The 23,495-nt window shown below is 70.3% G+C and carries 20 protein-coding genes; 13 read left to right on the forward strand and 7 right to left on the reverse strand.

Going from position 1 to position 23,495, the window contains the following annotated elements; translation table 11 throughout:
* The first annotated feature begins 4 nt into the window (after positions 1-4).
* The 5 genes from ACQP2T_RS22380 to ACQP2T_RS22400 are packed head-to-tail and all read left to right on the forward strand — an operon-like array spanning position 5 to position 7,288.
* Positions 5-814, forward strand: a complete 810-nt coding sequence (locus tag ACQP2T_RS22380) for a carbohydrate ABC transporter permease (RefSeq protein ID WP_433518044.1) — start codon at positions 5-7, stop codon at positions 812-814.
* A gap of 40 nt (positions 815-854) precedes the next feature.
* Positions 855-2,183, forward strand: a complete 1,329-nt coding sequence (locus ACQP2T_RS22385; protein ID WP_433518045.1) for an ABC transporter substrate-binding protein — start codon at positions 855-857, stop codon at positions 2,181-2,183.
* Entirely contained in the window at positions 2,180-3,724 is a 1,545-nt protein-coding gene (locus ACQP2T_RS22390; RefSeq protein WP_433518046.1) for an alkaline phosphatase D family protein, read from the forward strand. Before ACQP2T_RS22385 ends, ACQP2T_RS22390 begins: the two co-directional genes overlap by 4 nt.
* 10 nt (positions 3,725-3,734) lie before the next feature.
* Positions 3,735-5,672, forward strand: a complete 1,938-nt coding sequence (locus ACQP2T_RS22395) for an NPCBM/NEW2 domain-containing protein (RefSeq protein WP_433518047.1) — start codon at positions 3,735-3,737, stop codon at positions 5,670-5,672.
* Positions 5,673-5,683: 11 nt separating this feature from the next.
* The gene (locus ACQP2T_RS22400; RefSeq protein ID WP_433518048.1) at positions 5,684-7,288 is read left to right on the forward strand and encodes a beta-N-acetylhexosaminidase; all 1,605 of its coding nucleotides are present in this window, start codon (positions 5,684-5,686) and stop codon (positions 7,286-7,288) included.
* Positions 7,289-7,293: 5 nt separating this feature from the next.
* Here the strand turns inward: ACQP2T_RS22400 and ACQP2T_RS22405 are convergent, their stop codons facing one another.
* From ACQP2T_RS22405 to ACQP2T_RS22420, 4 genes are all read right to left on the reverse strand, one after another.
* Positions 7,294-7,791, reverse strand: coding sequence for a DUF2087 domain-containing protein (locus ACQP2T_RS22405; RefSeq protein ID WP_433518049.1), 498 nt, complete (start codon positions 7,789-7,791; stop codon positions 7,294-7,296).
* A 186-nt stretch (positions 7,792-7,977) separates the two neighbouring features.
* The gene (locus tag ACQP2T_RS22410) at positions 7,978-10,485 is read right to left on the reverse strand and encodes a DEAD/DEAH box helicase (RefSeq protein WP_433519807.1); all 2,508 of its coding nucleotides are present in this window, start codon (positions 10,483-10,485) and stop codon (positions 7,978-7,980) included.
* Between the two features lie 62 nt (positions 10,486-10,547).
* Positions 10,548-11,078 carry an N-acetyltransferase family protein gene (locus tag ACQP2T_RS22415; protein ID WP_433518050.1) on the reverse strand — a complete coding sequence of 177 codons (531 nt, stop codon included), beginning with the start codon at positions 11,076-11,078 and terminating at the stop codon, positions 10,548-10,550.
* A gap of 59 nt (positions 11,079-11,137) precedes the next feature.
* The gene (locus tag ACQP2T_RS22420; protein WP_433518051.1) at positions 11,138-12,421 is read right to left on the reverse strand and encodes an acyltransferase family protein; all 1,284 of its coding nucleotides are present in this window, start codon (positions 12,419-12,421) and stop codon (positions 11,138-11,140) included.
* A gap of 208 nt (positions 12,422-12,629) precedes the next feature.
* On the opposite strand from ACQP2T_RS22420, the gene ACQP2T_RS22425 reads away from it, so the two are divergent.
* A complete protein-coding gene (locus tag ACQP2T_RS22425; protein ID WP_433518052.1) occupies positions 12,630-13,865 on the forward strand; it encodes a sensor histidine kinase in 1,236 nt (411 codons plus the stop codon).
* Complete coding sequence (locus ACQP2T_RS22430) at positions 13,856-14,503, forward strand: response regulator transcription factor (protein WP_357959441.1); 648 nt, start codon at positions 13,856-13,858, stop codon at positions 14,501-14,503. The genes ACQP2T_RS22425 and ACQP2T_RS22430 overlap by 10 nt, the downstream gene beginning before the upstream one ends.
* 124 nt (positions 14,504-14,627) lie before the next feature.
* Here the strand turns inward: ACQP2T_RS22430 and mihF are convergent, their stop codons facing one another.
* The 3 genes from mihF to ACQP2T_RS22445 form a co-directional block, all read right to left on the reverse strand.
* Positions 14,628-14,933 (reverse strand): integration host factor, actinobacterial type, encoded by a 306-nt coding sequence (mihF, locus tag ACQP2T_RS22435; protein WP_225301079.1) that lies wholly within the window; start codon positions 14,931-14,933, stop codon positions 14,628-14,630.
* A gap of 103 nt (positions 14,934-15,036) precedes the next feature.
* Complete coding sequence (locus ACQP2T_RS22440) at positions 15,037-15,288, reverse strand: hypothetical protein (protein ID WP_433518053.1); 252 nt, start codon at positions 15,286-15,288, stop codon at positions 15,037-15,039.
* Between the two features lie 271 nt (positions 15,289-15,559).
* Positions 15,560-16,864 carry an ROK family protein gene (locus ACQP2T_RS22445; RefSeq protein ID WP_433518054.1) on the reverse strand — a complete coding sequence of 435 codons (1,305 nt, stop codon included), beginning with the start codon at positions 16,862-16,864 and terminating at the stop codon, positions 15,560-15,562.
* Positions 16,865-16,905: 41 nt separating this feature from the next.
* Between ACQP2T_RS22445 and ACQP2T_RS22450 the strand changes: the two genes are divergently transcribed.
* The 6 genes from ACQP2T_RS22450 (at position 16,906) to ACQP2T_RS22475 (ending at position 23,489) form a co-directional block, all read left to right on the forward strand.
* A complete protein-coding gene (locus tag ACQP2T_RS22450) occupies positions 16,906-18,111 on the forward strand; it encodes an MFS transporter (RefSeq protein WP_433518055.1) in 1,206 nt (401 codons plus the stop codon).
* A gap of 260 nt (positions 18,112-18,371) precedes the next feature.
* On the forward strand, positions 18,372-19,400 hold the full coding sequence (locus ACQP2T_RS22455) for a LacI family DNA-binding transcriptional regulator (RefSeq protein WP_433518056.1): 1,029 nt from the start codon (positions 18,372-18,374) through the stop codon (positions 19,398-19,400).
* Positions 19,397-20,305, forward strand: a complete 909-nt coding sequence (locus tag ACQP2T_RS22460) for a carbohydrate ABC transporter permease (protein WP_433518057.1) — start codon at positions 19,397-19,399, stop codon at positions 20,303-20,305. The genes ACQP2T_RS22455 and ACQP2T_RS22460 overlap by 4 nt, the downstream gene beginning before the upstream one ends.
* A complete protein-coding gene (locus ACQP2T_RS22465; protein ID WP_433518058.1) occupies positions 20,302-21,120 on the forward strand; it encodes a carbohydrate ABC transporter permease in 819 nt (272 codons plus the stop codon). The genes ACQP2T_RS22460 and ACQP2T_RS22465 overlap by 4 nt, the downstream gene beginning before the upstream one ends.
* 9 nt (positions 21,121-21,129) lie before the next feature.
* A complete protein-coding gene (locus tag ACQP2T_RS22470) occupies positions 21,130-22,443 on the forward strand; it encodes an ABC transporter substrate-binding protein (RefSeq protein ID WP_433518059.1) in 1,314 nt (437 codons plus the stop codon).
* Complete coding sequence (locus ACQP2T_RS22475; RefSeq protein ID WP_433518060.1) at positions 22,440-23,489, forward strand: ADP-ribosylglycohydrolase family protein; 1,050 nt, start codon at positions 22,440-22,442, stop codon at positions 23,487-23,489. The genes ACQP2T_RS22470 and ACQP2T_RS22475 overlap by 4 nt, the downstream gene beginning before the upstream one ends.
* The last annotated feature ends 6 nt before the right edge of the window (positions 23,490-23,495 follow it).

Genomic DNA, 23,495 nt, shown 5'->3' on the forward strand with positions numbered 1-23,495 from the left:
CGACATGACCAAGCGCATCCTGCTCTACGCCACGCTCAGCCTGGGCGCCTTCGTCGCCGTCTTCCCCTATCTGCTCGTGGTGCTGACCGCCTTCAAGACCCAGGGCCAGCTCAACTCGACCGAGCCGTGGGTGCCCGGCCTGCCGCCCACCACCGCCAACCTGACCAAGCTCCTCGGGGGTGAGTTCCCGCGCTACCTGCTCAACACGGTGGTGATGACCGCGCTGCTCACGCTGGGGCAGCTGGTGTTCACCACGTTCGCCGCCTACGCGTTCGCGCGGCTGCGCTTTCGCGGGCGCGAGGTGCTCTTCTGGCTGTACGTGGCCACGATGATGGTGCCCAGCGCCGTCACGATGATCCCGCTGTTCCTGATCATGCGGGAGCTCGGCCTGGTCAACACGTGGTACGGCCTGCTCGCGCCGTACATTCTGGGCACGCCGTACGGGATCTTCCTGATGCGGCAGTTCTTCCGCGGTCTGCCCGCCGGGCTCGAAGAGGCGGCGCGGATCGACGGGGCGGGCCCGCTGAAGATCCTCACCCGCATCCTGCTGCCGCTCTGCCGCCCGGCGATCGGCACGCTGACGATCATCACGGTGATCTCGTCGTGGAACAGCTTCCTCTGGCCGCTGATCATCACCAGCGGTGACGACACCAAGGTCATGACGGTCGCCCTCGCCACTCTCAACGTCGGCATCGGCGTGGACTACAACCTGATCATGGCCGGCGGTCTGATCGCGCTGGTGCCGATGATCGCGATCTTCATCTTCTTCCAGAAGTACATCGTCCGGTCGGTGGTCCTCACCGGCCTGAAGTGAGAGTCGGTGACCCCCACCGACCTCAAGTAAGAGAGGTCATATGCGATCCCCCCGCATACGCGAGCTCCGCCATGCCGTGACACTGCTGGCCGCCGCCACACTCACCCTGACCGCCTGCGGCTCAGGCGGTGGCGGTGACACGGGCGGAGACGGCAAGGTCACCTTGACCTACCGGCTCTGGGACGACCAGCAGAAGGTCGGCTACGACAAGGTCATGGCGGCCTTCGAGAAGGCCAACCCCAACATCGACGTCAAGATCGAGCTGCTGCCCTACGACGCGTACTGGACCAAGCTCACCGCCGACGCGGTGGCCGGCACGGCGCCGGACGTGTTCTGGATGACGCCGTCGCAGTTCCCCGAGTTCGTCACCAAGGGCGTCCTGGCCGACATGTCGTCCCTCAAGCTCGATGCCACGAAATTTCATCCAACGGTGGTCGGGACGTTTACCTACCAGGACAAGCTGTATGGGGTGCCCAAGGACTGGGGCATCGTCGGCCTGCTCTACAACAAGGATCTGTTCAAGAAGGCCGGTGTCGAGATGCCGGCCAGCCTCACCTGGAAGCCCGACGGCTCCGGCACGTTCCTGGAGATCGCCCGCAAGCTGACCGTGGACGAGGCCGGCAAGCACCCCGAGGACCCCGGCTTCGACCCGGCCAAGGTCAAGACCTACGGCTTCGCGTCCTGGAACCACTACCAGACCCAGTGGATGAACTGGGTCAACTCCAACGGCGGCAAGCTGCTCGACAAACCGTTCGGCAAGTACACCTTCAACGACGACGCCTCCGTGCAGGCCCTGCGGTTCGGCGTCGACCTGGTGAACAAGTACCACGTCTCGCCGCCCGCGACCCAGACGAACCCGCCGACCGGCAAGGTCACCGACATGTTCAAGGCGGGCGAGGTGGCGATGTTCCCCGCCAACAACGCGCTGCTGCCCTACGTCGCGCCGGAGGCGAAGTTCGAGATGGGCGTCGCGCTCATGCCCGAGGGACCGGCCGGCCGCGCGGTCAACCTCAACGGCCTGTCGGAGGCCGTGTACGCCAAGAGCAAGCACCCCCAGGAGGCCATGAAGCTGGCCGCCTACCTCGGCAGCGAGGAGCCGCAGAAACTGATGGCCGCCGACGGCTACATCCTCCCCGCGCTCAACGGCCTCACCCAGGGCTACGTCGACTACTGGCAGAAGAAGAAGATCGACGTCTCCCCGTTCGTTGAGGAGTCGAAGGGCACCACGTTCCCGCTGCCCGTCACCACCGGGTTCACCGGCTTCGAGACCAAGCTCAACCAGATCTTCAACGAGATGTACCTCGGCAAGCTCGACCCCAAGCAGGCCGCCGACCAGGCCGTCACGGAAGGGAACGCGACCGTCAAATGATCAGCCGGCGCTCACTCCTCGCTGGGGGCGCCGGACTGGGACTGACCGCCGCACTGGGTGCCTCACCCGTGCGCGCGGCGGCCCGCCGTGCCCCGATCTCCGACCCCTTCCAGCTCGGCGTCGCCTCCGGCGAGCCGGCCCCCGACGGCGTGGTCCTGTGGACGCGCCTCGCCATGGACCCCGTCGCCCTCGACGGGCTCGGCGGCATGCCGTCGCGGCCCGTACCGGTCGAATGGCAGCTCGCCAAGGACGAGAACTTCCGCCACGTCGTACGGCGCGGCGCCGACCTCGCCCGGCCCGAGGCGGCCCACAGCGTCCACGTCGAGCTCGACGGCCTCAACCCCGGCACCGAGTACTTCTACCGCTTCAAGGCGGCAGGCGAGATCTCCCAGGTCGGCCGCACCCTGACCAGCCCCGCCCGCGGCACGCGCAGCCGGGCGCTCAACCTGTCGTTCACCTCCTGCGCCGACTACCAGACCGGCTGGTTCACCCCGTACCGGAGGATGGCCGAGGACCAGCCCGACCTGATCGCCTTCCTCGGCGACTACATCTACGAGTACGGCGACTACAAGTACCCGGTGCGCGACCAGGCCGGGGGAGAGTGCTTCGACCTGGCCGGATACCGGCTCAGGCACGCCCAGCACAAGGCCGACCCGGAGTCTCAGCTGGCCCACGCCATCGCGCCCTGGGTGGTGGTGTGGGACGACCACGACATCGAGAACGCCTGGGCCGGTGACGTGCCCGAGCAGCCCGACCCGCCTTTCCTCGCCCGCCGGGCGGCCGCCTTCCAGGCGTACTACGAGAACATGCCGCTGCGCCGCGCCCAGAAGCCGGACGGGGCGGCGCTCAAGCTGTATCGGAGCATCCGCTGGGGTGCGATCGCCAACCTGCACCTGTTAGACACTCGCCAATATCGCGACATCTACCCCTGCACCGGCAAGAGCGGCACCGTCGGCGCCGACTGCCTGGAGCGCTTCGCCCCCAACCGCACCATTCTCGGCGCCGCCCAGGAATCCTGGCTCGACGGCGAGCTGCGCGGCTCGAAGGCCACCTGGGACCTGCTCGGCCAGCAGGTCTTCTTCATGGAGATGGACTGGACCAACGGCGAGGGCAAGGGCTACTCCAACGAGGGCTGGGACGGCTACGTCGCCTCCCGCAACCGCCTGGCCGCCGCCATCGACGACTACAAGCGCAACGGCGTCGTGCTCACCGGCGACGTGCACTCCCACTGGGCGGGCGAGATCAAGCGCGACTACCAGGACCCCGCCTCCAAGTCGGTCGCCGTCGAGCTCGTCACCACCTCGGTCACCAGCGCCGGCAACGGCCTGGACGAGTACCCGAACACGCAGGTCCTGCTCAACGAGAACCCGCACGTCAAGTTCTTCAACGGCCGCCGCGGCTACGTGCGGGCCAAGCTCACCGAGCGGGAGATGAAGGTCGACTTCCGCTCGCTGTCCCGCGTCACCGAGCCCTACGCCCCCGCCTACACCTCCGGCTCCTTCGTCATCGAGCCCGGCGACCCGGCGCTCCACCCAGCCTGACGGGACCCCCATGCGCACAACCACGGCCGCCCTCGCGGCGGCCCTCATCGCCCTGCCCTTCGTCCCGTTACCGGGCAACGCCGACGCCGCCCCGCAAGGGCCGCCGATGGGCTGGAGCAGCCGTACGCTCGGCTGCTCGGTCTCTGAGGCGTCCGTACGGCAGGCGGCCGACGCCCTGGCCGCGCTCGCCCCGGCCGGCTACCGCTACGTCATCCTGGACGACTGCTGGCTGGCCGCCCAGCGTACGGGCGGCGCCCTGGCCCCCGACGCCACTCGCTTCCCCTCCGGTGTCAAAGCGCTGGCCGACTACCTGCACGGCAAGGGGCTCAAGCTCGGCCTGAGCCTGTCGGCGGGCACCAAGGCGTGCTCCGGCGGCGGCGCCGGCTCCTACAAGAGTGAGGCCGCCGACGCCGAGCAGGTCAAGGGCTGGGGCGCCGACTACGTCAAGTACGACTGGTGCAACGTCCCCGCCGCCGACTTCCCCGGCCAGAACGTCCAGCAGATCGCCCAGACCCTCTACCCGCGCATGCGCCAGGCGCTCGGCGACGCGATCGAGTTCGCCATGAACAACGAGGACGGCAGCACCGTGCCGTGGCTGTGGGGCAAGGAGGCGAAGGCCACCACCTGGCGGACCAACGTCTACAACAAGCCCCTGCCCGACAGCTACGCGACCATGGTCGACGTCTGGGAGACCAACCAGCTCAGGGTCCAGTACGCGGGCCCGGGCAGCTGGGCGGACCCCGACCTGCTCCAGGCGGGCCGGGGCGGCATGACCGACGCCGAGTACCGCACCCAGGTCGGCCTCTGGGCCGTCGGCGCCGCCCCGCTCATCCTCCAGGCCGACCCGGCCAAGGCGCCGCCGGCGATCGTCGCCAACCCCAAGGTGATCGCCGTTGACCAGGACGCGCTGGGCGTGCCGGGCCGGTTGGTGACCTCCGACGGCTGGTACCACGTGCTGTCCAAGCCCCTGGCGAACGGGGATCAGGCGATCCTGCTGTTCAACGAGAGCGACCGGGCGGTGACGATCTCCACCAGGCTCAAGCCCGCCCGCTACCGCGTCGAGGAGCTGTGGACCGGCGCGGTCACGACCACGGAGGGCGGCCTGGCTGCCCAGGTGCCCGCCCACGGGTCGGTGCTCTACCGGGTGAGCCAGAGCCGGGAGAAAGCCCCGCCCGCTGTGCTGGTGGAGGTGGACCCGGGGCTCCTGGGCGACGATCACCCGTCCGTGCTGGAGCCGGGCAAGGAGCGGGAGGTCGTCACCAGGGTCACCAACACCGGGGCTACGGACCGGCTGCGCGACGTCGAGGTGGCGCTGGCCGTACCTGAGGGGTGGCGGGCCAGGGCGCGCACGGCCACCAGGACCGCGCGGCTGGACGGCGGCGAGAGCTTCACCGTGAAGTGGGCGGTCACGGCGCCCGCCGGAGCCGAGCTCAAGGACTATGAGATCACGGCCACCGCCGCCAAGGCCGCGGCCACCGCCGTCGTCAAGGTCGCGCGGGCGCCCGGCTCCGGCCGGACGTACCTGAGCGACCTGCCCTGGACCCGCGTCGCCAACTACTTCGGCCCGGTCGAGAAGGACACCAGCAACGGCGAGAAGGCCGCCGGAGACGGCAAGCCGATCACCATCGAAGGGGTCACGTACGCCAAGGGGCTCGGTACTCACGCGCCCGCCGACATCGAGTTCTACACCGCCGGTCGCTGCTCGACGGTCGAGTTCCAGGCCGGGATCGACGACGAGGTGGGCCAGGGGGGCTCGGCCGACCTCGAAGTCTGGGCCGACGGCGGCCGGGTCGCCCACTCGGGCATCGTCACCGGCGCGCAACCCGCCAGGAAGGTCACCGCGTCCGTGAAGGGCGCCACCTACGTCCGGCTGGTCGCGACCAACGGCGGCGACAACGCGACGTCGGACCACGCCGACTTCGCCGACGCCTCCATCACCTGCCAGTAGAAAGAGAGCTCATGATCGTTCCCAAGCCCGTCCGGTACGAGATCCGGCAGGGGCGGTTCGTCCTCGATCGGGACACCTCGGTGACGGCGTCGCCGCCGCTGGGCGAGGTCGCCTCCTGGTTGCGGGGCGAGCTGAGCCCGGTCGTCGGCGGGGAGCTGCTGCCGGGGCCGGGCTCGGGAACGATCACGCTCGGGCTCCGCGACGATCTGCCGCCCGAGGCGTACCGGCTGAGTGTGGCGGGCGACGGCGTGGTGATCGAGGGCGGCGGCCCGGCGGGGGTGTTCTACGGCGCGCAGAGCCTGCGGCAGCTGCTCCCGCCCGCCGCGTTCAGGAAGGCGTCGGCGGGCGGGCCGCTGGTGCTGCCGGCCGTCCTGATCGAGGACGAGCCGAGGTTCGGGTGGCGCGGCTGCATCCTGGACGTCGCCCGGCATTTCATGGTCAAGCAGGATGTGCTGCGCTTCATCGACCTGATGGCCATGCACAAGCTCAACGTGCTGCACCTGCACCTCACCGACGACCAGGGCTGGCGCGTCGAGATCAAGCGCTACCCCCGGCTGACCGAGGTCGGCGCCTGGCGCAAGGAGAGCCAGACCGGCTGGAACGGCGCTATGGACGGCCGCCCGCACGGCGGCTACTACACCCAGGACGACATCCGGGAGATCGTGGCCTACGCGGCGCTCCGGCACGTCACCGTCGTGCCGGAGATCGACCTGCCGGGCCACACCCAGGCCGCCATCGCCGCCTACCCCGAGCTGGGCAACCTCGACACCCCGCTGGAGGTGCGCACCACCTGGGGCGTCGGGGTGAACGTGCTGAACGTCGAGGAGAGCACGATCGCCTTCTTCCAGAACGTCTTCGACGAGGTGCTGGAGCTGTTCCCCAGCCCGTACGTGTGCGTCGGCGGCGACGAGTGCCGCAAGGACCAGTGGCGCGACAGCCCCGCCGCGCGGCGCCGCATCCGCGAGCTCGGGCTGCGGGACGAGGAGGAGTTGCAGAGCTGGTTCATCCGCCGCTTCGACGACTACCTGGCCGAGCGCGGCCGCCGGCTGGTGGGCTGGGACGAGATCCTGGAAGGCGGTCTCGCGCCGGGCGCCGTGGTGGCCTCCTGGCGTGGCGACCTGGGGGCGGTGTCGGCGGCCCGCGCCGGGCACGACGTGATCACCTGCCCCAACACCTCCGTCTACTTCGACTACCGGCAGGGGCCGGGGGAGGACGAGCCGGTGCCGTTCGGGACCGTGCTGACGCTGGAGGAGGTGTATGCCTTCGACCCGATTCCGGAGGAGTTGCGCGACGATTCGGCCGGGGCGCGGGTCCTTGGGTCGCAGTGCGGCCTGTGGAGCGAGCTGATCGACTCCAACCGGCACATGGACTACATGGCCTACCCGAGGGTGGCGGCCTTCGCGGAGACGGTGTGGAGCCCGCCCGCCCGGGACCTGGCCGACTTCCGCGTACGGCTGGCGGCCCATCTGCCACGGTTGGCCGCGATCGGGGTGGAGTACCGGCCGGAGTCGGGGCCGCTGCCCTGGCAGACCCGGCCCGGCGTCCCCGGTCGCCCGGAGGACCGCGCGCGGTGGCAGGCCAAGATCGACGCCTGGACCAGCAACCTGCGCCGCTAGAGCAGTTAGAGCTCCACCGGTCCGCCGCTGCGCCAGTAGACGTTGTCGCGTCTCGACAGCAGGTCCTCGTCCACCAGATAGCGGCGCAGCGCCGCGTAGTCGTCGTGGAAGGCCCGCAGCACCACGTTCACGTCCTTCTCCGAATAGCGCACACCCGGCTCGAACACCCGTGAGATGTAACGCAGCACCACGAGCTTCTTGTCGCGTTTCGTGGGCATGCTCGTCAGCCGCCCGTCCACCAGGAACGTCCGGAGCAGCCGCTCCTCGGCGCCGACCTCGTCAGAGGGCTCGGCGGCCCGTGCCCGGAGCAGCTCGCGGAACTTCTCCGGCGCCGCTCGCCATGCGCCGTCCTCGCCCCGCACGGCCAGCCCACCGGAGGCCAGCCGGGCGAGGACCTTCGGCGACAGCCCGTCGGTGACACCGAGCACCAGAGAGGCGAACGTCCGGAGCGTGTCGTCCTGGGCGAGCAGACCGAGCACGCGCCTGTTCTCTTCATCGCTCATTCGGATATTTTGTCCCATGATCGCCCGGTAAACGCCTGCGGTGGGACTTCCAGCAAATGTCCCGATCTTGAGACATTGTCATGACCTTATGACGAACTTATCTGTCGGAGACTGAAGGAACGCGCGTGTGCCGGAGCGCCCTTGCCAGTCCGCTCCGGCACACGGCTTTATCACAATCTGTTTATCTCACAGTCTGTTGAGACCCTGTACGTGCACCACCGCGCGGCCCTCCTCGTCGGAGGCGGCCAGGTCGATCTGCGCGTCGATGCCCCAGTCACCGTCACCCGCCGGGTCCTTGACGGTCTGGCGCACCTTCCACAGCCCGCTCTCCTCCTCGATGCGCAGCAGCGCGGGACCCCGCGCGTCGGCGTCGGTGAAGATCTCCTCGTGCTCGGCGTAGTAGGCGTCGAGCGCCGCGCCCCAGTCGACGTCGGGCGCCAGCTCCGCCAGCTCGTCCTCCTTCTCGATGGCGCAGAGCTCGACCAGGCGGAACATCGCGTTGCGCACCAGCACCCGGAACGCCCGCGTGTTGGCGGTGACCGGCCGGACCTTGGCCTCCAGCTGCTCCTGGCGCTCCAGCGCCTCCTCCGGGTTGGCCAGCTGCTCCCACTCGTCGATCAGCGACGAGTCGACCTGCCTGACCAGCTCGCCCAGCCACTCGATCAGGTCGATCAGGTCCTCGGTCTTGAGGTGCTCGGGGACCGTGCGCGACAGCGTCCGGTAGGCGTCGGCCAGGTAGCGCAGCACCGTGCCCTCCGACCTGGCCAGTTCGTAGAACTGGATGTAGTCGGCGAACGTCATCGCCCGCTCGTACATGTCGCGCACCACGCTCTTCGGGCTGACCGTGTAGTCGCCCACCCACGGATGCCCGCGCCGGTAGGTCTCATAGGCCCCGAGCAGCAGATCGTCCAGCGGCATCGGGTACATGACCTCGGCCAGCTGCTCCATCCGCTCCTCGTACTCGATGCCGTCGGCCTTCATCTGCGCGACCGCCTCGCCCCTGGCCTTCTTCAGCTGGGCCGACAGGATCTGGCGCGGGTCGTCGAGGATGGACTCCACGATCGACACCATGTCGAGGGCGTAGCTCGGCGACTCGTGGCCGAGCAGGTCGAAGGCGGCCAGCGCGAAGGTGGACAGCGCCTGGTTGAGCGCGAAGTCCTCCTGCAGCTCGATCGTCAGCCGGGCCCGCCGGCCCTGCTCGTCGGGCTCGCTGAGCTGCTCCACGATGCCGCCCGCGAGCAGCGAGCGGTAGATGGCGATCGACTGGCTGATGTGCCGCCGCTGCCACTTACGGTCCTCGTGGTTGTCGGTGAGCAGGTGCTTCATCGCCTGGAAGCAGTCGCCGGGCCGGTTGATGACCGCGAGCAGCATGGCGTTGGTGACCTTGAACCGGGAGTTGAGCGGCTCCGGCTCGGCGGTCTGCAGCTTCTCGAAGGTCTCCTCGCTCCAGCCGACGAACCCCTCCGGCGGCTTCTTGCGGGCGTAACCGCGCCGCCGCTTCGGGTCGTCGCCGATCTTCGCCAGCGCCTTGGCGTTCTCGATGTCGTGCTCGGGCGCCTGGCAGGCGACGTAGCCGATGGTGTCGAAGCCGGCCCGCCCGGCCCGGCCGGCGATCTGGTGGAACTCGCGGGCGCGCAGCCGGCGCACCTTGTTGCCGTCGTACTTGGACAGCGCGGTGAACAGCACGGTCCGGATCGGCACGTTGACGCCGACGCCAAGGGTGTCGGTGCCGCAGATGACCTTCAGCAGACCGGCCTGAGCCAGCCGCTCCACCAGCCGCCGGTATTTGGGCAGCATCCCGGCGTGGTGGACACCGATGCCGTGGCGTACGAGGCGGGACAGGGCCCGGCCGAACCGGGTGGTGAAGCGGAAGCCGCCGATCAGCGTCGCGATGGCCTCCTTCTCGGCCTTCGTCGACATGTTGATCGACATCAGCGACTGCGCCCGCTCCATGGCGGCGGCCTGGGTGAAGTGCACGACGTAGACCGGCGCCTGCCCGGTGCTGAGCATCTCCTCCAGCGTCTCGTGCAGGGGCGTCATCCGATAGGAGTAGATCAGCGGCACCGGCCGCTCGGTGTGCTTGACGACCGAGGTGGGCCGGCCGGTGCGCCGGGTCAGGTCGCGCTCGAACATCGAGACATCGCCGAGGGTGGCCGACATCAGGACGAACTGGACGTTCGGCAGCTCCAGCAGCGGCACCTGCCACGCCCAGCCCCGGTCGGGCTCGGCGTAGAAGTGGAACTCGTCCATGACGACCTGGCCGATGTCGGCCGCCGCGCCGTCGCGCAGCGCGACGTTGGCCAGGATCTCGGCCGTGCAGCAGATGATCGGGGCGCCCGGGTTGACGCTGGCGTCGCCGGTCATCATGCCGACGTTCTCGGTGCCGAAAATGGAGACCAGGTCGAAGAACTTCTCCGACACCAGCGCCTTGATGGGCGCGGTGTAGAAGGTGCGTACGTCCCTGGTCAGCGCGGCGAAGTGGGCGCCCGCCGCGACCAGGCTCTTGCCGGAGCCCGTCGGGGTGGACAGGATCACGTTGCTCCCGGAGACGACCTCGATGAGCGCCTCCTCCTGGGCGGGATAGAGCGTGAGCCCCCGTTCGGAGTTCCAGGAGACGAACGCGTCGAAAATGGCGTCCGGGTCGGCGTCGATCTCTTCTGGCAGGCGGTCAACGAGAAGGCTCACACCCTCTATCCTGCCGAAGTTTGCCGAATGCTCGAACCCGAGCCGGCGAGATGGCGCCCGATCCCCGTGACTCAGGGGAGTTCGAGCTGGTAGAGGATGGTGTCGATCCATCGCCCGTGCTTGAAACCGACCGACTTCAGCCGGCCCGCCTCCGCGAATCCGAACGCCGCGTGCAGCTTCAGCGAGGCCACGTCACCGCCGTCGGCGATCACCGCGATCATCTGCCGGGCGCCGGTCTCGCCGGCGCGGGCGATGAGCTCGCCGAGCAGCAGCCGTCCCAGCCCGCGCCCGGTCGCTCCCGGCGAGAGGTAGATCGTGTCCTCCACGGTGTGCCGGTAGGCGGGCTTGGGACGGTAACGCCCGCAATAGGCGAAGCCCAGCACCCTGCCGTCCTTCTCCTTGACGTCCTCCTCCTTGACGTCCTCCTCCTTGGCCACCAGGAACGGCAGGCCCGCCTCGGCGATGGCCGCCGCCTTCAACCGCCACGCCTCGATGTCGAGGGGCGTCTCGTCGAAGGTCGCCACCGACTCCGTCACATAGTGTGCGTAGATCTCGGCGACGGCGGGCAGGTCGGTCTCTGACACAGGCTGGATGAGCGTCATAGGACTGCATTCTTAGACGATTCGCGTGACCATCATGTTTCCGTATTCTCACGCGCGCGTCACACACGGGCCTTCGGGCCGGTGAGCAGCAGGCCGCCCAGGATCGCCAGGGCCGCCAGGAACGGCGTGTTGCCGGGCGCGAACCCCGCCACGGTCAGCGCCAGCAGCCCGCCGCCGACCAGCCCCGCCGACGTGAGCGCGCCGCGCCAGGTGGCCTTCCCGTACGGCAGCGCGGGCGGCTCCTCGAACCGGGAGAAGCCCTTCAGCAGCGGCCACATCACCAGGCAGAGCATCCCGAACCAGATCGGCCACCCGGCGAACCACGCCAGACCGCCCGGCGCCGGCGTGTCGATGCCGAGACCGACGACGACCACGCCGGTGACCGCGAACAGCGCCGGCATGTGCCACAGATAGGCGGTCATGATGCGCGGCCCGGCCCAGGCGAGCAGCTTCTCGGTCCGCAGCCGCAGGATCCACGGCCGCAGCAGCGTGGCCAGCCCGATCTGGCCGATCGAGACGGCCAGCATGGCCAGCGTGGGCGGGGCCATGTTCGACACCTCGGCGCCGGGCAGGCCGATCATGCTGCCCGGGTACGGGCCGAACGCCACGAGCAGCGCCGCGGCCCCGAAGCCGCCGATCGCCATCAGGCCGGGGCGGGTCAGCCGTCCCTCGGCGTACCGGAAACCGAGCTGGTGCACCGCCAGCCAGACGAAGACGATGTTGAGGTAGCCCAGCGCGTCGACCCCCGTCGAGAACCGCAGCACGTCCGTCAGCACCGCCCCGGCCGCCAGCACTGCGGGGACGCGCAGGCCGTACCTTTCGTGCAGGCTCATCATGTACGGCGTGGCCGTGACCGCGATCAGATAGACGGCCAGGAACCACAGGAGCTGCCCGGTCAGCTGCGCGCCCACCTGCAGCGGCTGCGCGGGCACGCCCAGCGTGAGCAGCAACTGGGGGAGCGGGATCCAGACCGCGGCCAGCGGCAGGAGCGGCCAGGCCAGCCGGCGCAGCCGGGTGGCCAGCCACTGCGGCGCGCCGTGCGCCGCCCGGCCGAAGCTGATCGCGTTGGCGGCGCCGCCCGCGAAGAACACCAGCGGCATCACCTGGCTGATCCAGGTCACCACCCAGACGCCCGGAGTCGCCAGGGCGTTGCCGGTGGTCAGGCGGGTGCCGTCGAAGGCGAGCACCGGGATCGTCCAGTGCTGCAGCACCACGAGCGCCATGCCGAACACCCGCAGCAGGTCGATGAACGGGTCCCTGACCGTCGCCCGCGCCGCCGGGGCGGGGCGGACCGGTGCGGCGGCCTCGGGCAGGGCCGCCGGATGGTCGAGCAACGCGGTCATGGGGGCCTCGTTTCGTGGTGGACGTTCATCGCGAACCTTGAGGCCTCAAGACTTCCGTCGCGGGCGGCCCGGCACAGTGCCGTGAGCCGCCCTCTTGCCGGAAGATCGCACCACCATGGAAGGTAGGGCAGGCCCTACCGCCATATACCTGCGCACAGGGTCGATCCGGGCGTGGCACAGTCATACCGTGAACGCCATGCGCTCCCTCATGAGACGTGTCCTCCTGGACACGCGCTACACGCTGGTCGGCTTCCCCACGGCCGTCATCGCCTTCGTGCTGCTGGTCGTGGGCATGGCCGCCGGTGTGGGCACGGCGGTCGTCTGGATCGGCGTGCCCCTTCTCGCGGGGACGCTCATGATCGCCCGGGGGTTCGCGGACGCGGAGCGCGGCTGGCTCTCCGACGTGCTCAAGCGCCCTCCGGTGCGCCCCCGCTACAAGCCCGCGCCGGCGGGCGCGGGCCGGTTCCGCCGGATGGTGAACCCGATGACCAGCGGGCAGTCATGGCTCGACCTGCTGCACGGGATCATCAACTTTCCCCTCGCCATCGTGTCGTTCGTGCTGACCGTGGTCTTCTGGGCGGTGCCGATCGTCGGGCTGAGCTACCCCCTGTGGGGCGTCATCACCTCGCGCATCCCCGGCAACGAAGAGCTGCCCCAGCTGCTCGGGTTCGAGCAGAACTACTGGGTCAACTCGGCCTTCTACGTCGTGCTCGGCCTGCTCGGCCTGCTCATCCTGCCGTTCATGGTGCGCGCCGCCGCGCTGCTGCGCGCCGGGGTCGGCCGGGCGTTGCTGACCGGGGTCGCCGAGCTGCAGGAGCGCATCGACGACCTGGCCGAGGGCCGGGCCGCGGCGGTCTCCGCCGAGGCCAACGCGCTGCGCAAGCTGGAGCGCGACATCCACGACGGCCCGCAGCAGCGGCTGGTCTCGCTGGCCATGGAGCTGTCCAGGGCGCAGCGGCAGATGCAGCGGGACCCCGAGGCCGCGCAGGCCACGATCAGCTCGGCCATCACCGCCACCCGCGAGACGCTCGACGAGCTGCGCGCCCTGTCACGCGGCATCGCGCCGCCCATCCTGTCCGACCGCGGCCTCGCCCCGGCCCTGGCCGCCTTAGCCGGGCGCTGCACCATCCCGGTCGACCTCGACGTGCAGACCGTCCGCCGCTACCAGGCCTCCGTCGAGAACGCCATCTACTACGTCGTCGCCGAGACACTCACGAACGTCGCCAAGCACAGCCGCGCCACCGTCTGCACGATCCAGCTCGTCCACATCGGTGACATTCTCATGCTCACCATCGGGGATGATGGGGTCGGCGGCGCGCACGTCGCCAAGGGACATGGTCTCGCCGGTCTGGCCGACCGGCTCCGCGCGGTCGACGGGGAGCTGGCCGTGCAATCACCGGACGGCGGGCCGACGGTGATCGTGGCGGAGGTTCCGTGCGGGTAGTCGTGGCCGATGACGCGGTTCTGATCAGGGAGGGCCTGGTCAGGTTGTTGGAGGAGTTCGGTTGCGAGGTGGTCGCGACGGCGGGTGACGGCGACGGCCTCGTCAAGGCGGTGGCCGAGCACCGGCCGGACGTGTCCGTGGTCGACGTGCGGATGCCGCCGTCGTTCACCGACGAGGGGCTCAGGGCCGCCGTGGAGGCGCGCCGCCGGGTTCCGGGGGCGCCGGTGCTGATCCTCTCGCAGTACGTCGAGGTCTCCTACGCCGACGACCTGCTGGCCGATGCCCGGGGCGCGGTGGGCTACCTGCTGAAGGACCGGGTCGTGGACGTGGACGAGTTCATGGAGGGCCTGCGGCGGGTCGCCGCCGGCGGGACCGTGTTCGATCCTCAGGTGGTGTCCCAATTGATGGTGCGCAGGCGCAGGGACGACCCGTTGGCGCAGCTGACGCCGCGGGAGCGGGAAGTGCTCGGGCTGATGGCCGAAGGCAAGTCCAATCCGGCCATCGGCCGGCAGCTGGTCATCAGCGACGGGGCCGTGGAGAAGCACATCAGGAGCATTTTCAGCAAGCTCGGGCTTTACGCCGACGACAGCGATCAGCATCGGCGCGTGCTGGCCGTCCTCGCCTATCTGCGGTCCTGACACACGCGGTACGTCGAGGCGGGTCCTGACAGGCTGTACGTCCAGGCGGGCGCTGACGTACCCGGTACGTCCAGGGCGCCGGCCGGTCCGCGCGGCGTTCCGCGCGGACCTGGCCGCCCGGTCGTCAGCCGAGCGCGTCGACCAGCTTCTTGCGCTGCTGGGCGCCCAGGCCGCCGAGGCGGCGCTTCTCGTCGACGCCGGCCTCCTCCATGAGCGCGGTGGCCTTGGCCGGGCCGACGCCCTTGACGGCGCGCAGGGCCTGCGACACCTTGATCTTCTTGGCGATGTCGTCGTCGCGCTCCAGCAGCTGCGCGAAGGTCAGCTCACCGGCCTTGACCTTGCCCAGCAGGGCGGTGCGGGCCGCGCGTGCCTCGGCGGCCTTCTCCAGAGCCGCCTTGCGCTGCTCGGGGGTGAGAGTCGGAAGTGCCATCTCGGTTCTCCTAGGGGAGTTTGGGGTCGGGGATTCCTGTAACCCGTAGTGCAGTGGCTAATCATGGCGGATACCAGCGGTTCGTGTTGCGAAAAGCGCCCGCTCAGCGTGTGCGCCACGCCGAAACGGCCGTCTCGGCGCCCGCCACCTCCCGCGCGAGCGTGCCTCCGCTGACGCCCATGCCGCCGACCACGAGGTTCTCCTCACCGTAGCCCGCCCACCGGGCGACATCGCCTTCGCGGCCCGCGAAACAGTCTCTGACCAGGTCATAGAGGTCTCCGGCGGGATTTCGCCGGGTCGGCGGAGCCGCAGGTCGGCGTGCGGTGCCGCCTCTCCCGGGATGCCTTCTCGGCAAGATCACAGCTCGGCTGGGTGGTTTCCGCCCTTGCGCGTGGTATCCGTCACATTCGGCGTTCGGGCGTGTCGCGCGGGGCTCGAACGGTTCGGCAACGCTCCGGCGGAGCCGGGTTGTTGCAGGTCAGGGGGCATGCGCGCGTACCATGTCGGAATGGAGGTGCTCTTCGGGGGAAGGGGCAGGATGCTGAATCAAGGCATCCCCGCGCTTCACGGGGCCGTGCTCTTTTCGCCGGTGCCCTGTTCGCCGGCGCTCGATCAGCCGGTCTCTATCACGTGCTGCCGCGCCAGGATTCGACGCCGGAGACGGTGAGGAACATGTCGAACACCGACTCCATGGCGCCGACCAGCGGACCCTGCCAGCCCAGGGCCGAGGGGGCGATCACGGGCGGCCGTTCGTGGCGGATCGTCATCAGGCCGCGGCCGAACGACTCCATGAGGGTGGGCAGGGCCCGGTCGTACAGGTCGACGCCCAGGCCGGACAGGGTCACGACCGCCGGATCGTGCGCGTTCACCAGTGCCGCCAGTCCCCGGCCCAGCGCCTGCGCGTTCGTCCTGACCGCGCGCAACGCCGCCCCGCCGTCGCCCGTGTGGTCGTGCGGGCTCGGAACCTGGCCGCCGCCCGTACCACCACTGGTGCCGCCGCCTCTGGTGCGGCCGTCCGCGGCCTCGTCCGTCACGTCGCCCGCTTCGGCGCCTGCGTCGGCGGTGGCGAGGATGCGGCGGGCGTCGTCGCGGCCCTGGCCGCCGCCGTACGCCAGGCCCATGTGGCGCAGGAGCGCGTTCGCCCCCACTTCCAGCCCCCAGCAGCCGTGCGCGCCGCACATGCAGGGCGCGTCGCCGCCCGTGAGCGGCATGTGCCCGAACTCCGCGCCCATCCCGCCGGCCCCTTCCAGCGGGCGCCCATCCACCACGAGCACGCCGCCGAGGTCGAAGTCCACGTGGATGTGCAGCCCCACCCCGATCCCGCGCAAACGTCCCCGCCGCGCCTCCGCCAAGGCCGCGAAGGCCGTGTCGTTGCCCACCCGCGGCCCACCACCCGGCACCGCGGCGCCGAGACCGAGCAGCGCGGGTACATCCACCGAGCGCCAGCGCAGGTGTGCCACGTCCACCAGACCGCCGTCGCGCACCGGCCCGGCCACCGCGACGCCCACCCCGACCACCCGGGACCCGAGGCGTCCGAGCTGCGCGCGCAGCACCTCACCGAGCGGCCCCAGGGCCCCCTCGGGCGTGCCGTCGTGGCGCCGTACGTCCAGGACGGAGACGCGTCCGCCCAGCTCGCAGGCGGCGACCTCCCACGAGTCCTCCCGAAGGTCCACGGCCAGCGCCAGCGGCCCCTCGGGATGCGGGCCCGGCACCTGCGTGGGGCGCCCTCTGCCGTGCGCCGCGGACGGCTCCTCGTGCAGCAGCCGGTCGTCGGCCAGGCCGCTGACCAGCACCGAGGCGGTGCCTCGGGCCAGCGCCAGGTCCTGGGTCAGACGGGAGCGGGTGCGCGTCGCGCCGCAGTCGTGCACGGCCCGCAGCAGCCGCACCCGGTTGTACGCGCGCAGACCGGCGCTGGTCGTTGCCCCATTCATCACCATTGTCGAAGCCTCATCCGGGTTATTATGCTCTAGCCGTGAACAAAAGTGACGCCAAGCGCGCCCGTATCGCAGTCTTCTCCTTCTTCTTTCTCAGTGGGTTCGTGATGGGCCTGTGGGCGGCGGGGTTGCCGTCGCTCAACGACCGCCTGGATCTCGGACCGGCCCGGCTCGGCAGCGTCCTGCTGCTGGTCTCGGGTGGCGCGCTGGTGTCGATGCTGGTGGCGGGGCCGCTGGTGGACAAGTGGTCGAGCAGGGTCGTCTGCTGGGTCGGCGGCCCGCTGTCGGCGGCCGTCCTGCTCGGCCCCGCCTTGGCCCCCTCCTACCCGGCGCTGGCCGTTCTCGCCGTGGTGCTCGGCATCGGCCTGGGGGTGGCCGAGGTGGCCATGAACTCCCACTCGGTCGAGGTCGAACGTGTCTACGGCCGGCCGATCATCTCGGCCTTCCACGGCACGTGGAGTCTGGGCGGCGCCGTCGGTGGCGCGCTGACCGCCGGGGCGCTGAAGCTCGGCGTGGACCCGCAGGCGCTGCTGGTCGGGGCGGCGATCGTGGTGCCGATCCTGTACGTTCCGGCGGCGCGGATGCTGCTGCCGGACCCGCCCCAGCACGTCACCCGCGACGAGAGCGTGGCCGAGAGCAGCCCGCTTCGCTGGGGGCTGGTGGCCCTGCTGGGCCTGGCCGCGTTCGCCGGGCACCTGAGCGAGGGCGCCGCCATCGACTGGGCCGCCCTGCACGCCCGCTGGGTGCTGCACACCGATCCGGCCGCCGCGCCGATCGCCTACACGATCTTCGCGGTGGCCATGACGACGGTCCGGCTGCTGGGCGACCCGATCCGGGCCCGCCTCGGCTCCGTGCGCACGATCCAGCTCGCCGGCGTGCTCGCCACCTGCGGGTACGCGCTCGTCCTCGTCGCCCCGCTCACCGCCGACGCGCTCCAGGTGGTGTGCGCGTGGTCCGGCTGGGCGCTCGTCGGCGTCGGGCTGGCCACCGTCGTACCGGTGATCTTCAGCGCGGTGGGCGCGGCGGGCAACCGGGTCGGCCGCGCGCTGGCGCTGGTGACGGCCTTCGGCTACAGCGGGCTGCTGGTGGGGCCCGCGCTGCTCGGCTATCTCGCGGAGTCCTGGACGTTGCGGTTCGCGCTGATCGTCCCGGCGTTGCTGGCCGCCGCGGTCGCCCTCTCGGGCGCCCCGGCCATCCGCGCCCTGAGCCGCGTCCCCGTCCCGGTCCCGGCCGACTCGCGCTGACCTGATCCGGTACGAGCTTCCCTATCCGGTACGAGCTTCCCGGGACCAGGCCCCACCCCCAGCCGGAGCCCCCGCCCCCGTCCCGGTCTCACCCCGCTACGAGCGCCGCCTGGCTCCGCCCGGAGCCAGGCGGCGTTCCGTGACCTCGTGTTATGTGATCGTGACTTGACCCCATACGTAACGTGCATGTTTCATGTCCCACACGCCGTAAACGTTTACAGAAATTTACGGATTCGTTCCATGCGCATGGAGGGACAGCCTTGGCCGACGGACCCACGATCACCACGATCGCCGAGCGCGCGGGCGTCTCCATCGCCTCGGTCTCGCGGGTGCTGAACGGCCTGCCGACCAGGCAGGAGACCGTGCGCAAGGTGATGGCCGCCGCCGACGAGCTCGGCTACGTGCGCAACGCCGTGGCCAGGTCGCTCAAGTCGCGCCGCACGCACCAGGTCGCCTTCGCCATGGCCGACATCGGCAACCCGGCCTACCTGGCCATGCTGCGCGAGATCCAGCCCGTGCTCAAGGCGGCGGGCTACCGGCTGGTCCTGCACTCGACCGACGCCGTCGCCGCCGACGAGATCGACGTGCTGCACAGCCTCGGCGAGCGCTACGTCGACGGGCTGATCATGAGCCCGCTGCGCGTCACCGAGGCGCACCTGCGGATGCTCGCCGCCGCCCGGGCGCCCGTCGTGATCATCGGCTCGGTGCCCGACGGGACGCCGGTCGACAACGTACGCGCGGACTCGCGCACCGGCGTCAGGCTCGCCATCGACCACCTGCACATGCTCGGCCGCCGCCGGATCGGCATGGTCAACGGCCCGCTCGACACCGTGCCGGGAGCCGCCCGCGGCGCCGCGTACCGGGAGGCGCTGGCGGCGGTCGGCCTGCCGTACGAGGAGAAGCTGGTGGAGATCGGCGACTTCTACCGCGAGGAGGGCCGCCGCGCGGTGGCGACGCTGCTGCGGCGGGCGCCCGACATCGACGCGCTGATGTGCGCCAACGACCTGATCGCGCTGGGCGCGCTCGACGTGCTGCGCGCGGCGGGCAAGCAGGTGCCGCAGGACGTCGCGGTGGTCGGCATGGACGACACCGACCTGGCCGCCGCCTCCTGGCCGTCGCTCACCAGCGTCTCGCTGGGCTCGGCCGAACGTGGTAAGGCCGCCGCCGAGCTGCTGCTCGACCGGCTGCAGAACGGCGATCGCGAGCCCCGCCTGGTCACCGTCCTGCCCCGCCTGGCGGTTCGCGCGTCCACCGCAGGCGAGGCGTCCGAGGGAGGAAGGTCTTCATGACGGCGACCGCGACCAGGCCCCCGCAGACGCGGCGCAGGCGACCCAGCGGCCTCTCGCGGCAGACCCGCGAGATGTGGGTGCTGATGCTGCCCGCGCTGGTGCCGGTCCTGCTGTTCAGCGTGGGCCCGCTGCTCTACGGCATCGGCCTGGCCTTCACCGACGCGGAGTCCGGCCGCAACCACGTCACCAGCTTCGTCGGCCTGGAGAACTTCGGCACGCTGCTGGCCGACGAGGACTTCTGGGCGTCGATCAGGATCGGCCTGGTCTGGGCCGTGTCGGTGACCGTGCTGCAGTTCCTGGCCTCCCTCGGGCTGGCGCTGCTGCTCAACCAGAAGCTGTGGTTCAGGGGACTGGCCCGGGTGCTGGCCGTGGTGCCGTGGGCGATGCCGCCCGTGGTCATCGGCCTGATGTGGCGGCTGGTCTACCACCCCGACGCCGGGATCGTGAACACCACGTTCGGCACCGACATCAACTGGCTCGCCGACTTCTCCTGGGCCCTGCCCGCCATCATCGTCATGGGCGTCTGGAGCGGCATGCCGCAGACCACGGTCGTCCTCCTGGCCGGTCTGCAGGGCATCCCCAAAGAGCTCTACGAGGCCGGCGAGGTCGACGGGGCGGCCACCTGGCGGAAGTTCTGGAGCATCACGCTGCCGCAGCTGCGGCCCGTGATCGTCACCATCACCTCGCTCGACTTCGTGTGGAACGTCAACCAGTTCACCCTCGTCTACGTGCTGACGCAGGGCGGGCCTGGCGGGCGGACCAGGCTGCCGATGCTGTTCGCCTACGAGGAGGCGTTCCGCTACGGCTTCTTCGGCTACGCGGCGACCATGGGCGTCACCATCGTGATCGTCGTGCTGGTCCTGCTCGGCTTCTATCTCTGGCGGCAGATGCGGGAGGCGTCATGAAGAGGATCCCGCAGTACGCGGCACTGCTGGCCTACATGGTCTTTCTGGCGTTCCCGCTGGTGTGGCTGCTGTCCACGGCGCTCAAGACGCCGCAGGAGATGGCCAACCTGCACCCGACGTGGATCCCGGACCGGCCGACGCTGGCCAACTTCAGCGACGCCTTCGGTGAGCAGGACCTGGTGGGAGCGGGGCTGCGCAGCCTGATCGTGGCCCTGTCCAGCTCCGTGCTGACGGTCGCCGTCTCGCTGCCCGCCTCCTACGCGCTGGCCCGCTACAAGGGCGTGCTCAAGCGGGTGGCGCTCGGGTGGGTGCTGGTCAGCCAGGTCTTCCCGTTCATCCTGATCATCATCCCGCTGTTCATGGTGCTCAAGCAGCTCGACCTGGTGAACACGCTGTTCGGCCTGGTGGTCGTGCACGTGACGTTCACGCTGCCGTTCGCGCTGTGGATGCTCCAGGGGTACGTGCGCTCCGTACCTCGCGAGCTGGAGGAGGCCGCGGCCATGGACGGCGCGACCCGCCTGCGCTCGATCGTCAGCATCGTCGCGCCGCTGCTCGCGCCGGGCGTGGTGGCGACGCTGCTGTTCTCGTTCATCTCCTCGTGGAACGAGTTCCTGTTCGCGCTCGTGGTCCTCAAGGACCCCGATGTGATGACGCTGCCGCTGACGCTGGTGAGGTTCACCGGCCCTGAGGGAGTGTCGAGGCTCGGCCCGCTGGCCGCGGCGTCGCTCATGGCGACGATCCCGAGCCTGATCTTTTTCGCAATCATCCAGCGACGGCTGAGGTCCGGCCTGATGGCCGGCGCTGTGAAGGGCTAGGAGGCTCTTATGCGTATCAAATCCGCGTTGGCGGCGGCGGCGATCGTCGCGCTGGCCGCCGGGTGCGGTGGGGGCGGTGGCGACGCCGGCTCCGGCGAGTCCGCCAAGCCCGGGGAGCCGGTCAAGCTCAACTTCCTCAGCCTCGCCTGGCAGAAGGAGTCGGTCGCGGCCAACAAGCAGCTCGTCAACGAGTGGAACAAGGCCAACCCGACCATCCAGGTCACCTACGTCCAGGGCAGCTGGGACAACGTCAACGACCAGCTCGTCACCTCCTTCGAGGGCGGCGACCCGCCGGACGTCATCCACGACGACTCCCCGGCCCTGTCGGGCTTCGCCTCCAAGGGCTACCTGCTCAACATCAAGGACAAGGTGCCCGCCGACCTCAAGAGCGACATCCCGCAGCCCGCCTGGGACACCGTCACCTTCGACGACGGCAAGGGCAACCAGGGCGTGTACGGCGTGCCGTTCCTGCAGGAGTCGCAGGTCATCATCGCCAACAAGAAGCTGCTCGACGGCGCCGGCGTGCGCATCCCCACCCCCGACAACCCGTGGACGTGGGACGAGTTCGCCGAGATCAGCAAGAAGCTCACCAAGAGCGGCTCCTTCGGCGTGGCCTGGCCCATGAAGTCGCCGGTCAACAAGACGCTGAACCTGGCGCTCAACTTCGGCGGCACCTTCTTCCAGACCACCGACGGCAAGACGACCGTCAAGGTGGGCCCGGAGGAGAAGCAGGTCCTCCAGCGCATCCACGACCAGCTCTACAAGGACAAGTCCGCCGACACCTCTGCGCTCGGCATGGGCACCGCCGACCCGCTGCCCGGCTTCTTCGCCGGCAAGTACGCGATGCTGCCGGTCGGCGTCTACCTGCGCCAGCAGGTCGTCGAGCAGGCCCCCAAGGGCTTCGACTGGGTCACCCTCCCGCCGCTGAAGGGCACCAGCAGCGACCAGGGCGCGGTCTCGCAGACCCTCTCCGTCGCCGCCGACAGCAAGCACGCGGAGGAGTCGCTGAAGTTCATCTCCTTCTTCCTCAACGGCACCAACCAGGCCAAGCTCGCCAAGGGCGACTGGCTGCTGCCCACCTCCGCCAAGGCCGCCGCCGACCCGGCGATGACCACCAAGGAGAACGGCTGGGACGTGGCCACGGCCTCCGCCAAGAACCTCGTCGTGGCGCCGTTCCTCAAGGTCAACGGGTTCGACGAGTGGAAGAGCAAGGTCGCGACGCCGGTCCTGCAGCAGTACTTCGCCAACAAGATCTCGATCGACGACGCGGCGGCGAAGCTGGTGGCGGACGGCAACAAGGTGCTGGAGCGGTACCAGCGGTGACTTATCGGGACAGGGCCCGGGGGTGTCTGCTCGGCCTGGCGGCCGGTGACGCCCTCGGGGCGCCCGCGGAGAACCTCACACCGGCGGAGATCCGCCGGCGGTGGGGCCGGCTCACCGAGATCGAGGGCGGGGGCACGGACGACACCGAGTACGCGATCTTCGCCTCCTCGCTGCTGGTACGCCACGGGCACGCGCTGACCTCGGCCGATGTGGCCCACGCCTACCGTACGGAGATCATTCCCCGGGTGACCGGGCCGATGCGCGGCGCCGGGTTCTCCGAGCTCGGCACCGTCGAGGCGCTCAGGCGCGGGCTGGAGCCGCCGCTGACCGGGCTCGTCCATCAGCACGGCTGGTCGGACGGGCTGGCGATGCGGGCGGCGCCGTACGGCGTGTTCTGCCCCGGAGATCCGGCGGAGGCCGCCCGGCTCGTCGAGGAGGACGGGCGGGTCAGCCAGTCGGGTGAAGGCGTGCTGGGCGGCCGGGCCGTCGCCGGGGCGGTGGCCGCCGCGATGACCGGGGCGGCGCCGCAGGAGGTGGTGGCCGCCGCGCTGTCGGTGATCCCCGCGGACTCGTGGACGGCCCGCGACATCGTCCGGGCGCGCGACGTGATCGTCGCGAGCGACGCCGTCTTCGCGCGGGACTTGGCCTTCGGGCGGGACTCGGACGGGCGGGACTCGGCCTTTGGGCGGGACACGGACGCTTTGGGTGGCGACGAGCTGTCGGTCGTCGAAGCGCTTCACCAAGCCGTGGTGGTCCAGCACTACCCCTGGACCGACGTGGCGCCCGAAGCCGTGGCGCTCGCCCTCGCCGCCTACCTGGCGGGCGGCGGCGATGTCGAGGCGACCATCACCTTCGGGGTGAGTCTCGGCCGCGACGCCGACACCATCGGCGCCATCGCCGGTGCCATCGCGGGTGCCGGGCAGGGGCGGGACGGCGTACCGGAACGCTGGGCGAGCAGGATAGGTCCCGTGACGGGCAAATGCCTGCCCGTCGTGGCCGGCAGGCACGTGCTGGACGTCGCCGACGAACTGGCGGAAGGACTGTAGGAACTC

The sequence above is a fragment of the Nonomuraea sp. CA-143628 genome, assembly GCF_050942315.1.
Classification (GTDB): domain Bacteria; phylum Actinomycetota; class Actinomycetes; order Streptosporangiales; family Streptosporangiaceae; genus Nonomuraea.

What these genes read in the sequence shown, in the direction of transcription:
- ACQP2T_RS22380 (WP_433518044.1), top strand. Translation starts at nt 5, where the DNA reads ATGACCAAGCGCATCCTGCTCTACGCCACGCTCAGCCTGGGCGCCTTC.
- ACQP2T_RS22385 (WP_433518045.1), top strand. Translation starts at nt 855, where the DNA reads ATGCGATCCCCCCGCATACGCGAGCTCCGCCATGCCGTGACACTGCTG.
- ACQP2T_RS22390 (WP_433518046.1), top strand. Translation starts at nt 2,180, where the DNA reads ATGATCAGCCGGCGCTCACTCCTCGCTGGGGGCGCCGGACTGGGACTG.
- ACQP2T_RS22395 (WP_433518047.1), top strand. Translation starts at nt 3,735, where the DNA reads ATGCGCACAACCACGGCCGCCCTCGCGGCGGCCCTCATCGCCCTGCCC.
- ACQP2T_RS22400 (WP_433518048.1), top strand. Translation starts at nt 5,684, where the DNA reads ATGATCGTTCCCAAGCCCGTCCGGTACGAGATCCGGCAGGGGCGGTTC.
- ACQP2T_RS22405 (WP_433518049.1), bottom strand. Translation starts at nt 7,791, where the DNA reads ATGAGCGATGAAGAGAACAGGCGCGTGCTCGGTCTGCTCGCCCAGGAC.
- ACQP2T_RS22415 (WP_433518050.1), bottom strand. Translation starts at nt 11,078, where the DNA reads ATGACGCTCATCCAGCCTGTGTCAGAGACCGACCTGCCCGCCGTCGCC.
- ACQP2T_RS22420 (WP_433518051.1), bottom strand. Translation starts at nt 12,421, where the DNA reads ATGACCGCGTTGCTCGACCATCCGGCGGCCCTGCCCGAGGCCGCCGCA.
- ACQP2T_RS22425 (WP_433518052.1), top strand. Translation starts at nt 12,630, where the DNA reads ATGAGACGTGTCCTCCTGGACACGCGCTACACGCTGGTCGGCTTCCCC.
- mihF (WP_225301079.1), bottom strand. Translation starts at nt 14,933, where the DNA reads ATGGCACTTCCGACTCTCACCCCCGAGCAGCGCAAGGCGGCTCTGGAG.
- ACQP2T_RS22445 (WP_433518054.1), bottom strand. Translation starts at nt 16,864, where the DNA reads ATGAATGGGGCAACGACCAGCGCCGGTCTGCGCGCGTACAACCGGGTG.
- ACQP2T_RS22460 (WP_433518057.1), top strand. Translation starts at nt 19,397, where the DNA reads ATGACGGCGACCGCGACCAGGCCCCCGCAGACGCGGCGCAGGCGACCC.
- ACQP2T_RS22465 (WP_433518058.1), top strand. Translation starts at nt 20,302, where the DNA reads ATGAAGAGGATCCCGCAGTACGCGGCACTGCTGGCCTACATGGTCTTT.
- ACQP2T_RS22470 (WP_433518059.1), top strand. Translation starts at nt 21,130, where the DNA reads ATGCGTATCAAATCCGCGTTGGCGGCGGCGGCGATCGTCGCGCTGGCC.